16 protein-coding genes are annotated in these 12,919 nt (G+C 65.5%); 8 read left to right on the top strand and 8 right to left on the bottom strand.

The genetic code is table 11. The features are described 5' to 3' along the window. Positions 1-38 precede the first annotated feature (38 nt). Entirely contained in the window at positions 39-563 is a 525-nt protein-coding gene (locus BLW05_RS23805; protein WP_093166034.1) for a gamma carbonic anhydrase family protein, read from the top strand. Then, entirely contained in the window at positions 564-1,562 is a 999-nt protein-coding gene (locus tag BLW05_RS23810) for an Hsp33 family molecular chaperone HslO (protein ID WP_093166035.1), read from the top strand. 11 nt (positions 1,563-1,573) lie between these two features. Here the strand turns inward: BLW05_RS23810 and BLW05_RS23815 are convergent, their stop codons facing one another. The 7 genes from BLW05_RS23815 to BLW05_RS23845 all read right to left on the bottom strand — a co-directional run bounded on the left by BLW05_RS23815 (position 1,574) and on the right by BLW05_RS23845 (position 7,857). Further along, positions 1,574-2,557, bottom strand: coding sequence for a hypothetical protein (locus BLW05_RS23815; RefSeq protein WP_093166036.1), 984 nt, complete (start codon positions 2,555-2,557; stop codon positions 1,574-1,576). A gap of 25 nt (positions 2,558-2,582) precedes the next feature. Continuing rightward, positions 2,583-3,233, bottom strand: coding sequence for an AAA family ATPase (locus BLW05_RS23820; RefSeq protein WP_093166037.1), 651 nt, complete (start codon positions 3,231-3,233; stop codon positions 2,583-2,585). 106 nt (positions 3,234-3,339) lie between these two features. Then, positions 3,340-3,615, bottom strand: a complete 276-nt coding sequence (gene ftsB / locus BLW05_RS23825; RefSeq protein ID WP_093166038.1) for a cell division protein FtsB — start codon at positions 3,613-3,615, stop codon at positions 3,340-3,342. A gap of 127 nt (positions 3,616-3,742) precedes the next feature. After that, positions 3,743-5,026, bottom strand: a complete 1,284-nt coding sequence (gene eno / locus BLW05_RS23830) for a phosphopyruvate hydratase (RefSeq protein ID WP_093166039.1) — start codon at positions 5,024-5,026, stop codon at positions 3,743-3,745. A 19-nt stretch (positions 5,027-5,045) separates the two neighbouring features. Beyond that, positions 5,046-5,336, bottom strand: a complete 291-nt coding sequence (locus tag BLW05_RS23835) for a DUF1330 domain-containing protein (protein WP_093166040.1) — start codon at positions 5,334-5,336, stop codon at positions 5,046-5,048. Then, a complete protein-coding gene (gene kdsA / locus BLW05_RS23840; RefSeq protein WP_093166041.1) occupies positions 5,333-6,190 on the bottom strand; it encodes a 3-deoxy-8-phosphooctulonate synthase in 858 nt (285 codons plus the stop codon). Before kdsA ends, BLW05_RS23835 begins: the two co-directional genes overlap by 4 nt. Then, complete coding sequence (locus BLW05_RS23845; protein WP_093166042.1) at positions 6,187-7,857, bottom strand: CTP synthase; 1,671 nt, start codon at positions 7,855-7,857, stop codon at positions 6,187-6,189. Before BLW05_RS23845 ends, kdsA begins: the two co-directional genes overlap by 4 nt. Before the next feature lie 73 nt (positions 7,858-7,930). Between BLW05_RS23845 and coaBC the strand changes: the two genes are divergently transcribed. The 3 genes from coaBC to BLW05_RS23860 all read left to right on the top strand — a co-directional run bounded on the left by coaBC (position 7,931) and on the right by BLW05_RS23860 (position 10,331). Continuing rightward, positions 7,931-9,172: a bifunctional phosphopantothenoylcysteine decarboxylase/phosphopantothenate--cysteine ligase CoaBC gene (gene coaBC, locus BLW05_RS23850; protein WP_093166043.1), complete on the top strand. Its 1,242-nt coding sequence runs from the start codon at positions 7,931-7,933 to the stop codon at positions 9,170-9,172. A 28-nt stretch (positions 9,173-9,200) separates the two neighbouring features. Beyond that, positions 9,201-9,647: a dUTP diphosphatase gene (dut, locus tag BLW05_RS23855; RefSeq protein ID WP_093166044.1), complete on the top strand. Its 447-nt coding sequence runs from the start codon at positions 9,201-9,203 to the stop codon at positions 9,645-9,647. A 189-nt stretch (positions 9,648-9,836) separates the two neighbouring features. Continuing rightward, on the top strand, positions 9,837-10,331 hold the full coding sequence (locus BLW05_RS23860; RefSeq protein ID WP_093166045.1) for a glycine zipper 2TM domain-containing protein: 495 nt from the start codon (positions 9,837-9,839) through the stop codon (positions 10,329-10,331). Positions 10,332-10,391: 60 nt separating this feature from the next. On the opposite strand, the gene BLW05_RS23865 is transcribed toward BLW05_RS23860, so the two are convergent. After that, complete coding sequence (locus tag BLW05_RS23865; protein ID WP_093166046.1) at positions 10,392-10,916, bottom strand: FKBP-type peptidyl-prolyl cis-trans isomerase; 525 nt, start codon at positions 10,914-10,916, stop codon at positions 10,392-10,394. A 14-nt stretch (positions 10,917-10,930) separates the two neighbouring features. Here BLW05_RS23865 and BLW05_RS23870 point away from each other — a divergent pair, with 14 nt between their 5' ends. The 3 genes from BLW05_RS23870 (at position 10,931) to BLW05_RS23880 (ending at position 12,914) form a co-directional block, all read left to right on the top strand. Then, complete coding sequence (locus BLW05_RS23870) at positions 10,931-12,070, top strand: cupin domain-containing protein (RefSeq protein ID WP_093166047.1); 1,140 nt, start codon at positions 10,931-10,933, stop codon at positions 12,068-12,070. Next, complete coding sequence (locus BLW05_RS23875; protein ID WP_093166048.1) at positions 12,060-12,566, top strand: hypothetical protein; 507 nt, start codon at positions 12,060-12,062, stop codon at positions 12,564-12,566. Before BLW05_RS23870 ends, BLW05_RS23875 begins: the two co-directional genes overlap by 11 nt. A 93-nt stretch (positions 12,567-12,659) precedes the next feature. Next, positions 12,660-12,914 (top strand): hypothetical protein, encoded by a 255-nt coding sequence (locus tag BLW05_RS23880; protein ID WP_093166049.1) that lies wholly within the window; start codon positions 12,660-12,662, stop codon positions 12,912-12,914. The last annotated feature ends 5 nt before the right edge of the window (positions 12,915-12,919 follow it).

A 12,919-nucleotide genomic window follows, 5' to 3' on the forward strand; every position in this document is an offset into this window, starting at 1 on the left:
CCTACAATTCTAGGTTTTCGACCTCTGGAGACACCGCGATGGCTTTGTATGAACTCGATGGCGTGGCGCCGCAACTGGGAGAAGGCGCCTGGGTCGCCGACAGCGCGCAGGTGATGGGCGATGTCGTGCTGGCCGAGAACGCCAGCGTGTGGTTCGGCGCGGTGCTGCGCGGCGACACCGACACCCTGCGGATCGGTCGCAACAGCAACATCCAGGACCTGTCGGTGCTTCACGCCGATCGCGGTTGCCCGTTGACCATCGGAGAGAACGTCACCGTCGGCCATCAGGTGATGCTCCACGGCTGCACCGTCGGCGACAACTCGCTGATCGGCATCCAGGCGGTGGTCTTGAATAACGCGAAGATCGGCCGCAACTGCATCGTCGGCGCCGGCAGCGTGGTGACCGAGGGCAAGGAGTTTCCCGACAACTCTCTCATCATCGGTTCACCCGCCAAGGTGGTCCGCACGCTGGATGAAGCGGCGGCCGCCAAGCTGCGGCAGAGCGCCGAACACTATGTCGAAAACGCCCATCGCTTCGCGAAGGGTCTGAAAAAGATCGCCTGAATGTCCGAACTCCACAAGTTCCTGTTCGAAGGCCTGCCGGTGCGCGGGATGATCGTGCGCCTCACAGAGTCCTGGCAGGAAGTGCTGGCGCGTCGCGCGTCCAACTCCGATACGGGCGCCTATCCGCAGCCCCTGGCCGAGCTGCTCGGCGAGATGACCGCCGCGGCCACGCTGATGCAGGCCAACATCAAGTTCAACGGGTCGCTGATCCTGCAGATCTTCGGCGACGGGCCGGTCAAGGTCGCGGTGGCCGAGGTCAAGCCGGACCTGAGCCTGCGCGCCACCGCCAAGGCGATCGGGGAGATCGCGGCGGACGCGAAGCTCTCGGACATGGTCAATGTGCACGGCAAGGGCCGTTGCGCGATCACGCTCGACCCCAAGGACAAGCTGCCGGGCCAGCAGCCCTACCAGGGCGTCGTGCCCCTCATCGACGAGAAAGGCAAGAAGCTCGAGCGGATGAGCGACATCCTCCAGCACTACATGCTGCTGAGCGAGCAGCTCGACACCACGCTGGTGCTCGCCGCCAACGACAAGATTGCGGCCGGCCTGCTGATCCAGCGCCTGCCGGTGAAGGGCGAGGCCAACCTCGAAGGGACGGCCGAAGGCGGGCGCGAGCAGGTGCAGCAGGACCAGATCGGGCACAACGAGGACTACAACCGCATCTCGATCCTCGCGTCGAGCCTGACGCGCGACGAGCTGCTCTCGCTCGATGTCGACACGATTCTTCGCCGCCTGTTCTGGGAAGAGACGGTGCGGCGCTTCGAGCCGCAGACCGGCATGCTGGGTCCGCATTTCGCCTGCACCTGCGGGCGTGCGCGGGTGGAAAGCATGATCCGCGGCCTTGGCCGCGACGAGGCCGAGAGCATCATCTCGGAGCGCGGCAACATCGAGGTCGGCTGCGATTTCTGTGGCAAGCAGTACCACTTCGATGCAGTGGATGCGGCGCAGATCTTTACCGCGCCCGGCGATCAGATGCCGGGCAGCGCGGTCGTCCAGTAGCCGCGCGGCGCTCAGTGGCGCCGCGCCGTTTCGAAGTCGCTGAAGCGGATGTCCGGCGCGCTGGTGTTGTGGCGCGACGGCGTGGTCCGTGCAAAACGGACCTGGGCGGCTTCGATCGATGAAATCTCGGGGAGCGGCTTCGTCTCGGCCGCGGCGGAGTGGGCCGATTGCCAGGTCAGTTCGCTCACGTCCGCGTTGTCCACCGACACGAACATCGAACGCAGCACCGCGAAAGGCTGAGACTTCTGGGTGGGGGGATGCAGCGAGACGTCGAGGGCGGTGCGCGCCTGGCTGATCTCCGCGACCCTGACCGACGCGCTGCCACCGTTGGCGAAGCGCAGGCGGAACGAGAGCGGCTGTGTCTGGATCGAGATCGACGAGATGTTGACCACTGGCCGGCCGGCATCCTGCACCGGTCCCATGAGGAATGACGAGCCGTACACGCCGTCGCCGAAACGCGGCAGCGGCAATGGCTTGAGGCGCCAGTAGCCGTCGGCGGGGTAGAGCACCAGAGCCTCCATCGGCTTCTTGTCCTGCTGCGTGGCCTTGGCAAAAACCTGGACCAGATGAAAGTCGTTGCCTGAACGTGCGCCGACGCGAACCGGCACCCGATTCGGCCGCCAGAAGGACGGCAGCGTCATCCCCACGATCATCCATTGCGGGCCGTCGTACAGCACCACGCGACGCTGTTTGAACTTGAAGCTCGGGTCGGTCGGATGGGCCCCGCCGTCGAAGTTGCAGGCCGAGAAGTCGGGCGCGGTGACGTCCTTCTCGATCTTGTCGATGTAGGAAGGCTGGAGCGCCTCGACGCGGAAATTCGTGATGCGCTGCCCGCGCAGCACCATCGAGACGTTGTCTTCCTCCGCGCAGGCGGTGGGACGGGTCTTGTTCTCGACGGTCACCGTCGCAGGTGCCGCGAAGGCCGTCGATGCGGAAAGAGCGAGGGCGGCGATGCCGGATGCTCCGAGAAGCCGGGGATGGGGAGAACGTGCCATGGGTCTTGCGATGCACCGCCTTGCGCTAGGGGCGCCGTGCGATGAGATCACGGAAAAGCCGATGCTCGCACGCCGGATCGGAACACTTGTCGCAGGGCCAGAACCACGCGCGCTCGCCGGAGGCGGTTCGGCCCGAGCTCGAACTGACGCCTGCATCCTCGGCGCGGGCGTTGATGGCGTTCCATGCGCTGGCGAGCCGCTCCGGACCGCGACCATGAATGACGGCGAAAGGCGATCCTGCGCGCGCAAGCGCGGCACGCAGCAGCGCATCCGTCCTCTCTGCTTCGGCCAGTTCAGCAGGTGTCGAGCCGTCAGCTTGCGGAAGATCCAGCGCCATGAGCAGCGTGACCGCATGACTGCGGTGCGCCGCCAGCGCGTGCTCGTAGAGGGACGTGTCGCCAAAGCGCATTTCGGCATCGACGGCGAGCATCAGGGCGGTCGAATCCGCGATGACCACGCCGCGCCGGGCTGCGGCGGCGATGCGGTTCGTCTGTTCGAAGGCTGCTTCAGCCAGTTCCTGTTGCGTTGGCGACCGCCGTGCGGGATCGGCCACCAGCGCAGCCACGACACCGCGCTGCAGCAGCCGCGCGGCGAGCGCGTTCGCGAGCTCCGTCTTGCCGGTGCTTCGGGCGCCCAGCACCGCCATCACGCAACCGACAGGAAGAACAGGCGTCACGGTCGCAGTCCATGTCAGGAATCCCGCGGAACCGGCTCTGCCGGGCCGACGGGATTACCCCCTGGAAGGGGGTGCCCGAGCCACACGAAGTGGGCGAGGCTGGGGGTCATTTCGTAATTTGCACGAAGACTTCGTTCGGCTTGACCATCCCAAGCTCCTGGCGGGCCCGTTCCTCGACCATCTCCAGCCCTTCCTTCAGATCGTTGACTTCGGACTCCAGGCGCTCGTTGGCCAACGCGGCGCGCGCGTTGGCCTGCTTCTGGTCGGCGAGCTTTTCCTGCAGTTGCGCCACGTCGCGCACGCTGCCGCGCCCGGTCCAGAGCTGCCACTGGATGATCAGCAGCAGCAGGACCAGGATGATCGGGACGATGCGGGAGCGCATAAGCTCGATTAGACCCCGCCAGCCTCACACCAGGAACCCCGTGGAACCGGCTTTGCCGGGCCACTGGAGTTGCCCCCGGTGAGGGGTTGCCCGAGCCACACGAAGTGGGCGAGGCTGGGGGTGAGCTTCACTTCAAGTTGTAGAAGGCGGCGCGACCGGGGTAAACGGCCACGTCACCGAGGTCTTCCTCAATGCGCAGGAGCTGGTTGTACTTGGCCATGCGGTCCGAACGCGACAGCGAGCCGGTCTTGATCTGGCCGGCATTGGTGCCCACCGCGATGTCGGCGATGGTGCTGTCCTCGGTCTCGCCCGAACGGTGGCTGATCACGGCGGTGTAGCTCGCGCGCTTGGCCATCTCGATCGCGGCGAACGTCTCGGTCAGGGTGCCGATCTGATTGATCTTGATGAGGATCGAATTGGCGATGCCCTTCTCGATGCCTTCCTGCAGGATCTTGGTGTTGGTGACGAAGAGGTCGTCGCCCACCAGCTGCACGCGCTTGCCCAGGCGTTCGGTGAGCAGCTTCCAGCCGTCCCAGTCGCCTTCGTGCATGCCGTCTTCGATGCTGATGATCGGGTACTTGTCGACCCAGCTCGACAGCATGTCGGTCCAGCTTTCGGCGGTGAGGCTCAGGTTCTCGCCCGACAGGACGTACTTGCCGTCCTTGTAGAACTCGCTCGCGGCGCAATCGAGGCCCAGCGCGATCTGCTCGCCGGCGGTGTAGCCGGCCTTGTCGATCGCTTCGAGGATGAGCTGGATCGCGGCTTCGTGGCTTTCGACGCTCGGCGCGAAGCCGCCTTCGTCGCCCACGGCGGTGCTGATGCCGCGGTCGCCCAGGATCTTCTTGAGTGCGTGGAACACCTCGGCGCCATAACGCAGCGACTCGCGGAAGCTCTTCGCGCCCACGGGGATGATCATGAATTCCTGCAGGTCGAGGCTGTTGTTGGCGTGTGCGCCGCCGTTGATGACGTTCATCATCGGCACCGGCAACTGCATGCCGCCCATGCCGCCGAAATAGCGGTACAGCGGCAGGCCGGACTCTTCAGCGGCCGCTCGGGCCACGGCCATCGATACGGCGAGCGTCGCGTTCGCGCCCAGGCGGGCCTTGTTCTCGGTGCCGTCGAGGTCGAGCAGGGTGCGGTCCAGGAAGGCCTGCTCGCTGGCGTCGAGGCCGAGCACGGCTTCCGAGATTTCGGTGTTGATGTTCTCGACGGCCTTGAGCACGCCCTTGCCGAGGTAGCGGCTCTTGTCGCCGTCGCGCAGCTCGATGGCTTCGCGCGAGCCGGTCGACGCGCCCGAGGGAACGGCCGCGCGGCCCATGGTGCCCGATTCGAGCAGGACGTCGCATTCGACGGTGGGGTTGCCGCGGCTGTCGAGGATCTCGCGCCCGACGATATCTACGATTGCACTCATCTCTTTACTTTCTCCTGGGTCAAATACCTTCGACGACGATCATGCGCATGATCGCCGCGCCCTGGCGCGATGCGCGCGCCTTGCCGTATTCGGGCGAATCGTTGAATTTCTTCGCCGCCTCGACATTCGGAAACTTGAGGATCACGAGGCGCTGCGGATGCCAGTCGCCTTCAAGCACCTCGACCTTGCCACCGCGCACGCAGACTTCCGCGCCATGCGCCTTCATGGCCTCGGTGGACCACTTCTTGTACTCCTCGTACTGCGTCGGATTCGTGACTTCGACGTTCGCGATGATGTAGGCGCTGGTCATGCTTGAAACGAGTCCTCTAGAAAAGCGTTCTTCTTGGTGACGGTATCGAGCGCGAGCAGCGTCTCGAGCAGCGCCTTCATGTGCTTGAGCGGCACGGCGTTGGGCCCATCGCTCAGCGCGTTGGCGGGGTCGGGGTGCGTTTCCATGAACAGGCCCGCCACACCGACCGCGACCGCGGCGCGCGACAGCACCGGCACCATCTCGCGCTGGCCACCGGAACTCGTGCCCTGGCCACCGGGGAGTTGCACCGAGTGCGTGGCGTCGAAGACGACCGGCGCACCGGTCTCGCGCATGATCGCGAGCGAACGCATGTCCGAGACGAGGTTGTTGTAGCCGAAGCTCGCGCCGCGTTCGCAGGCCATGAAGTTGTCTTCGGGCAGGCCCTTTTCCTTCGCGGCCGCGCGCGCCTTGTCGATCACGTTCTTCATGTCGTGCGGCGCGAGGAACTGGCCCTTCTTGATGTTGACCGGCTTGCCCGACTGCGCAACGGCGCGGATGAAGTCCGTCTGGCGGCACAGGAAGGCAGGCGTCTGCAGCACGTCGACCACCTTGGCGGCGGCGGTGATGTCATCCTCGGTATGGACGTCGGTCAGCACCGGCAGGCCGAGTTCGCGCTTGACCTTGGCGAGCACGTCGAGCCCGCGCTCACGGCCAGGACCGCGGAAGCTGGTGCCGGACGAACGATTGGCCTTGTCGAAGCTGCTCTTGAAGATGAAGGGGATGCCGAGCGCGGAGGTGATTTCCTTCAGCGTGCCGGCCGTGTCCATCTGGAGCTGTTCGGACTCGACGACGCAGGGGCCCGCGATCAGGAAGAAGGGCCTGTCGAGCCCGATGTCGAATCCGCAAAGCTTCATACCACCACCTTCAGAGCCTTCTTGTCCGCGCCCTGATGTTCCAGCGCGGCCTTGATGAACGCGTTGAACAACGGATGACCGCCCCATGGGGTGGACTTGAATTCGGGGTGGAACTGCACGCCCATGAACCAGGGGTGCACGTTCTGCGGCAGTTCGACGATTTCGGTGAGGTGCTCGCGCTGCGTCAGCGCCGAGATCACGAGGCCGGCGCGGCGCAGGTCGTCGAGGTAGTTGACGTTGGCTTCGTAGCGGTGGCGATGGCGTTCGGTGACGACGTCGCCATAGATGCTGTGGGCCAGCGTGCCGGGGGCCACGTCCGAACTCTGAGCACCCAGGCGCATGGTGCCGCCGAGGTCGGATTTCTCGTCGCGGATCTTGACCGTGCCGTCGGCGTCCTTCCACTCGGTGATCAGCGCGATCACGGGCGTCGGGGTCGAAGGGTCGAACTCGGTGCTATTGGCGTTCTTGAGGCCGGCCACGTTGCGCGCGTACTCGATGGTCGCGACCTGCATGCCCAGGCAGATGCCCAGGTACGGCACCTTGGTTTCACGGGCAAAACGCGCTGCGGCGATCTTGCCCTCGACGCCGCGCTGGCCGAAGCCGCCCGGCACCAGGATCGCGTCGTACTTGCCGAGCCGCGCCACGTCTTGCGGCGTGATGGTTTCGGAGTCGACATAGTCGATCTTCACGCGCGCATGGTTCTTCATGCCGGCGTGGCGCAGCGCCTCGTTCAGCGACTTGTAGCTGTCGGACAGGTCGACGTACTTGCCGACCATGGCGATGGTGACTTCCCGCTGCGGATGCTCCACCTCATAGACCAGGTCGTCCCAGCGCTGGAGCTTGGCGGGCGGCGTGTTGATGCGCAGCTTGTCGCAGATGAGCCCGTCGAGACCTTGCTCGTGCAACATGCGCGGCACCTTGTAGATGGTGTCGACGTCCCACATCGAGATCACGCCCCACTCGGGCACGTTCGAGAAGAGGGAGATCTTGGCGCGCTCGTCGTCGGGGATCGGCCGGTCGGCGCGGCACAGCAGGGCGTCGGCCTGGATGCCGATTTCGCGCAGCTTCTGCGCGGTGTGCTGGGTCGGCTTGGTCTTGAGCTCGCCGGCCGCGGCGATCCAGGGCACATAGCTCAGGTGCACGAAGGCCGAGTTGTTGGGGCCCGCGCGCAGGCTCATCTGGCGCACGGCTTCGAGGAAGGGCAGGGACTCGATGTCGCCCACCGTCCCGCCGATTTCGACGATCGCCACGTCGACCTCGTGCGCCGTGCCGATGCCGGCACCGCGCTTGATGTATTCCTGGATCTCGTTGGTGATGTGCGGGATCACCTGCACCGTCTTGCCGAGGTAGTCGCCGCGGCGTTCCTTCTCGAGCACGGTCTTGTAGATCTGGCCCGTGGTGAAGTTGTTGGCACGCCGCATGCGTGTCGTGATGAAGCGCTCGTAGTGGCCGAGGTCGAGGTCGGTTTCGGCGCCGTCATCGGTGACGAAGACCTCGCCGTGCTGGAACGGCGACATGGTGCCCGGGTCGACGTTGATGTACGGGTCGAGCTTGATGAGGGTGACTTGGAGGCCGCGCGATTCGAGCAATGCGGCGAGGGAGGCGGAGGCGATTCCCTTGCCCAGGGAAGACACCACACCGCCGGTGACGAAGACGAATTTGGTCATGCCAGTTCCGGACGCGTGTCCGGGAAGTGGGAAATGGGGATTGTAGAGGACGACCACCCATTAAACTGGCCCGATGCAACAAGACCTCACGGGCAAGCACATCGTTCTGGGATTGACGGGCGGGATCGCCTGCTACAAGTCGGCCGAGCTGTGCCGGCTGCTGGTCAAGGCCGGGGCGACGGTGCAGGTCGTCATGACCGAGGCGGCGACGCAGTTCATCACGCCGGTCACGATGCAGGCGTTGTCTGGGCGGCCTGTCTACACCTCGCAGTGGGATGCGCGCGAGGCCAACAACATGCCCCACATCAACCTCAGCCGGGAAGCCGACGCGATCGTGCTGGCGCCGGCCAGCGCCGATTTCATCGCGCGGCTGGTGCAGGGCCGTTCCGACGAGCTGTTGAGCCTGATGTGCCTCGCGCGGCCCATCGACCGGGTGCCGCTCCTGATTGCGCCGGCCATGAATCGCGAGATGTGGAGCCATCCGGCCACCCAGCGCAACCTCCGCCAGGTCGATGCCGACGGCGCCCGTGTGCTGGGGGTCGGCAACGGCTGGCAGGCCTGCGGCGAAACCGGTGACGGCCGCATGCTCGAGGCCGAGCAGCTTTTCGAGGAAATCGTCGCCCAGTTCCAGCCCAAGGTGCTGGCGGGCCAGCATGTCGTGGTGACCGCCGGGCCGACTTTCGAGGCGCTCGATCCGATCCGCGGCATCACCAACCATTCGTCCGGCAAGATGGGTTTTTCGATTGCACGCGCGGCACACGATGCCGGCGCCGAAGTCACGCTGATCGCCGGCCCCGTGCACCTGCCGACCCCGCGCGGCGTGCGCCGGATCGACGTCAAGTCGGCGCAGGACATGCTCGGCGCGACGCTCCAGGCGGTCCAGGTTGCATCGATCTTCGTCGCGACCGCCGCGGTGGCCGACTGGCGGCCGGCGACGCACAGTGCGCAGAAGATCAAAAAGGACGGCAGCGGCCAGCCGCCCGTGCTGCATTTCGTCGAGAACGAGGACATCCTGCTCACCGTCGCGCAGGGCGTACGCGCCAAGGGCGGTGACCTTTTCTGCGTCGGCTTTGCCGCGGAAAGCGAAAACCTCGTGGAGCATGCCAAGGCCAAGCGCGAGCGCAAGGGCATTCCCCTCCTGGTTGGCAACATCGGGCCGCTGACCTTCGGCCAGGACCACAACAGCCTGCTGCTGGTCGACGCCAAGGGCGTTCGCGAACTGCCTCGCGCGCCCAAGCTCACGCTGGCGCGCGAGCTCGTGGCAGAGATCGCGGCGCGCGTGCCGGACTACGTGCGTTCGGCAAAAAAGCAATGAAATTTTCAAACACTCAAGGACCCATTCAGTGAAAGTCGACGTTCGCATCCTCGATCCCCGCATGCAGGACCAGCTGCCTGCCTATGCCACGCCCGGCAGCGCCGGGCTGGACCTGAGGGCCTGCCTCGATGCGCCGATCACGCTCGAGCCGAACGGCTGGCAGCTCGTTGGCACCGGCATCGCGATCCACCTCGCGGACCCGGGTTACGCGGCGCTGATCCTTCCGCGATCGGGGCTCGGGCACAAGCACGGCATCGTGCTCGGCAACCTGGTCGGACTGATCGACAGCGACTACCAGGGTGAGCTCAAGGTGAGCGCCTGGAACCGCAGCAACACGCCGTTCGTGCTGCAGCCGATGGAGCGGCTGGCGCAATTGATGATCGTCCCGGTGGTGCAGGCGCAATTCCGCGTGGTGGCAGAGTTTCCGCCGAGCGAACGCGGCGAGGGCGGTTACGGCTCGACCGGCAAGCACTGACGCCAGTGCCAAGCAGGCCTGCCGCATCGGATTGCGCAACCGTTTCGCGCGCGTAAAGACAGGAACCCCACGCCGCGCGCCGCATCGAAGGTTTCAACATGTGAACTGCGTCATCGCGCGCCTCGGTAGCGCGTTGACGGACACGTGAGGCGCGCCTTTCGACGCACCATTTTGAGGAAGCATCCAAACATGAAGATCTCGATTCGTCCCCTTGCCATCGTCGCTTCGGTCGTCGCGCTTTCGGCGCTGACGGCCTGCGTGGCGCCGCAACCGGTCTATGAAACCGCCCGTTATCCCTACCAGCCCCCGCCGCCGCAGATGGCACCCGGTGCCTATGTGGAATACGGCCGTGTCGCCAACATCGAGGTGATCCAGAGCCAATCGTCGGGTGCTCCGACGACCGGAGCCGGCGCGATCGCCGGTGGGGCCGTCGGCGGTGTGCTCGGCAATCAGATCGGCCATGGCGGCGGTCGCGCGGCCGCCACGGCGCTGGGCCTCGTGGGCGGCGCGTTGCTGGGCAACAGCATCGAGGCGAACAACAATGCGCCGAGGACGTACCAGACCTACCGCGTGTCGATCCAGACCGACAACGGCGGCTATCGCGCATTCGATGTGCCGTCGCCGGGCGACCTGCGCATCGGCGATCGCGTGGTCATCAACAACGGCCAGATTTCCCGCTATTGAGTGCGGCTTCGCCATTGAAAAAGCCGGGCAATACCCGGCTTTTTTCTTTGTCCGAACGGCTCAGTGCAACAGGTCGTTGCCGGGCGCGGTCGTCGGAATCTTGAAGAAGCCGGTGCCTGCGGTGCCGCGGCCCACTTCCTCCTCCGTCGCCTCGCGCACGGAGTTCACCGTGATGTCGAGGCGGATCGCGATGCCCGCGAGCGGGTGGTTGCCATCCAGCACGAGGTGCTCCGGATAGATCTCGCTGACCGTATAGAGAACATCCTTCGGCATGTCCGGATTCACGCCATTGGGCAGCGCAGCGCCGTCGAAGGTCATGCCTTCCTCGACGCCTTCCGGGAAGAGCGAGCGCGGCTCGAGAAAGAGCAACTGGTCGTTGAAGTCGCCGAATGCCTGCTCGGGTTCCAACTGGAGCTGTACCTTGGCGCCAGGCCCATGGCCGAGGAGGGCCGCTTCGATGGCATCGAAGAGGTCGTCGCCGCCGATGAGGAATTCAATCGGGTCATCCAGCACGTCGAGCACGTCGCCGAGCGTGTCCTTGAGGGTCCAGGTGAGGCCGACCACGCATTGTTCAGAGATTTCCATACGAGAATTCTCCCATGGAGATTGATCAACCCTTGCCTCTGCTCGGCGGCCTGACCGCCCAGCAATTCATGCGACGCCACTGGCAGAAAAAGCCGCTGCTGATTCGGCAGGCGATACCCGACATGGTGCCACCAATCGCGCGCGGCGAACTGTTCGACCTGGCTGCGCGTGAGGATGTCGAGTCGCGCCTCATCCGGCACGGCAACAAGGGGTGGTCGCTGCGGCATGGCCCGTTCGCCCGCCGCGCGTTGCCTTCGCTGCGCCAGGCCGAATGGACGCTGCTGGTGCAGGGCGTCGACCTGCATCACCAGGGCGTCCACGAGCTGTTGCGGCGCTTCCGCTTCGTGCCCGATGCGCGGCTCGACGACCTCATGATCAGCTACGCCAGCGACGGCGGCGGGGTGGGGCCGCACTTCGACAGCTACGACGTGTTCCTGCTGCAGGCGCATGGCACACGCCGCTGGTCCATCGGGCGGCAGCGCGACCTGCGTCTCCAGCCGAACGTGCCGCTGAAGATCCTCGCGCAGTTCGAGCCCGAGGAAACCTTCGTCCTCGAGCCAGGGGACATGCTCTATCTGCCGCCTCGTTACGCGCACGATGGCGTGGCGGTCGGCGGCGATTGCATGACCTACTCCATCGGCCTGCGTTCGCCCGCGGCTGAACCGCTCGGCGCGGATCTGCTGGCACGCATCGCCGAGGCACGCGCCGACGAATTGCAGGACGCGGTGGGGCAGGCGGCGACGCACTACCGCGATCCTTCGCAGCCTGCATTGCAGAACCCTGCCGAGATGCCCTCTGCGTTGCAGACGTTCGCGCGCGAAGCGGTGCTCGCCATCATGCGCGACGGCGACATGATCGATCGCGCGCTCGGCGAATCGATGACCGAGCCGAAGCCCACGGTGTGGTTCGACCAGGGCGAGCCGCTTGCGGGATCGAATGGTGTGTCGCTGGACCGCCGCACGCGCATGCTGTATGACGCGCGCCACCTCTACATCAACGGAGAGAGCTTTCGCGCATCGGGCCGCGATGCCAAACTGATGCGCCGGCTGGCGGATCAGCGCACGCTCGGTCCGCGCGATCTGGCAGGTGCAAGCGAAGATGCGCTGTCGCTCCTGAGTGACTGGTGCGAAGCGGGGTGGCTGCATGCAGACTGAAGACGATCCGCGCATCCAATTGCCCGAAGGCTCGTTCGACGGGCGTCATGCCTTCGACGTGCACTTGCGCAGCGCGTTCGCCGCGGCCGCCCAGCAGAACTGGCGCGAGTTCGTGTGGAGCGATCCGGATTTCAGCGATTGGCCGCTCGGCGAGCGCAGCGTCATCGATGCGCTGCAGGCATGGGCCTCGGCGGGTCGCCAACTGGTCATGGTCGCGCAGCGCTTCGACGTGTTCGAGCGCGAGCACGCGCGGTTCGTGCACTGGCGCAGGATGTGGGGTCACATCATCGATTGCCGCGTCTGCAATGGGCCGGGCATGCCACAGGTTCCGAGCGCCATCTGGACGCCGTCATGGTTTCTTCACCGTATCGACATCGAACATGTGCGAGGTGTCTGCGGCGCCAGTCCCGAGAGCCGGCGTGCGGTGCGCGAGCGTATCGACGAATGCCTTCGCCATGCGAAACCGGGTTTTCCGACTTCGACATTGGGCTTGTAAGCCAATGCCGCGAATCGCACCTTGAAACAGCCTCGCGCAAGGATGCGGGTCTAGAATTTTTTGACCGTGACCCTCATCCAAAGGAGCCGTGAAATGAACAAGCACGTATTGCTCGCGTCGCTGGTCGCCGCTGCCGCGTTGACCGCATGCGGAAAGAAGGAAGAACCTGCACCGGCCGTCGTGGCGCCACCTGCTGCACCGGCGTCGGCGCCGGCCGCGCCTGCATCGCCTTCGTCGGACGCGACGACCACGACACCGTCGCCCAATGCGCAGTCCGCGCTCGATGCTGCGAATGCCGCGACCGAAGCCGCGAAGAAGGAAGCCGAGACGCCGCCGGCCAAGCCCTGAGCGCG

It is taken from the genome of Variovorax sp. YR216 (genome assembly GCF_900107745.1).
In the GTDB taxonomy this organism is placed as follows: domain Bacteria; phylum Pseudomonadota; class Gammaproteobacteria; order Burkholderiales; family Burkholderiaceae_C; genus Variovorax.

Bases quoted from the DNA above. Each gene is read 5' to 3' on its own strand.
- BLW05_RS23805 (WP_093166034.1), top strand. From the start codon at position 39: ATGGCTTTGTATGAACTCGATGGCGTGGCGCCGCAACTGGGAGAAGGC.
- BLW05_RS23810 (WP_093166035.1), top strand. From the start codon at position 564: ATGTCCGAACTCCACAAGTTCCTGTTCGAAGGCCTGCCGGTGCGCGGG.
- BLW05_RS23815 (WP_093166036.1), bottom strand. From the start codon at position 2,557: ATGGCACGTTCTCCCCATCCCCGGCTTCTCGGAGCATCCGGCATCGCC.
- ftsB (WP_093166038.1), bottom strand. From the start codon at position 3,615: ATGCGCTCCCGCATCGTCCCGATCATCCTGGTCCTGCTGCTGCTGATC.
- eno (WP_093166039.1), bottom strand. From the start codon at position 5,026: ATGAGTGCAATCGTAGATATCGTCGGGCGCGAGATCCTCGACAGCCGC.
- BLW05_RS23835 (WP_093166040.1), bottom strand. From the start codon at position 5,336: ATGACCAGCGCCTACATCATCGCGAACGTCGAAGTCACGAATCCGACG.
- kdsA (WP_093166041.1), bottom strand. From the start codon at position 6,190: ATGAAGCTTTGCGGATTCGACATCGGGCTCGACAGGCCCTTCTTCCTG.
- BLW05_RS23845 (WP_093166042.1), bottom strand. From the start codon at position 7,857: ATGACCAAATTCGTCTTCGTCACCGGCGGTGTGGTGTCTTCCCTGGGC.
- coaBC (WP_093166043.1), top strand. From the start codon at position 7,931: ATGCAACAAGACCTCACGGGCAAGCACATCGTTCTGGGATTGACGGGC.
- BLW05_RS23860 (WP_093166045.1), top strand. From the start codon at position 9,837: ATGAAGATCTCGATTCGTCCCCTTGCCATCGTCGCTTCGGTCGTCGCG.
- BLW05_RS23865 (WP_093166046.1), bottom strand. From the start codon at position 10,916: ATGGAAATCTCTGAACAATGCGTGGTCGGCCTCACCTGGACCCTCAAG.
- BLW05_RS23870 (WP_093166047.1), top strand. From the start codon at position 10,931: ATGGAGATTGATCAACCCTTGCCTCTGCTCGGCGGCCTGACCGCCCAG.
- BLW05_RS23875 (WP_093166048.1), top strand. From the start codon at position 12,060: ATGCAGACTGAAGACGATCCGCGCATCCAATTGCCCGAAGGCTCGTTC.
- BLW05_RS23880 (WP_093166049.1), top strand. From the start codon at position 12,660: ATGAACAAGCACGTATTGCTCGCGTCGCTGGTCGCCGCTGCCGCGTTG.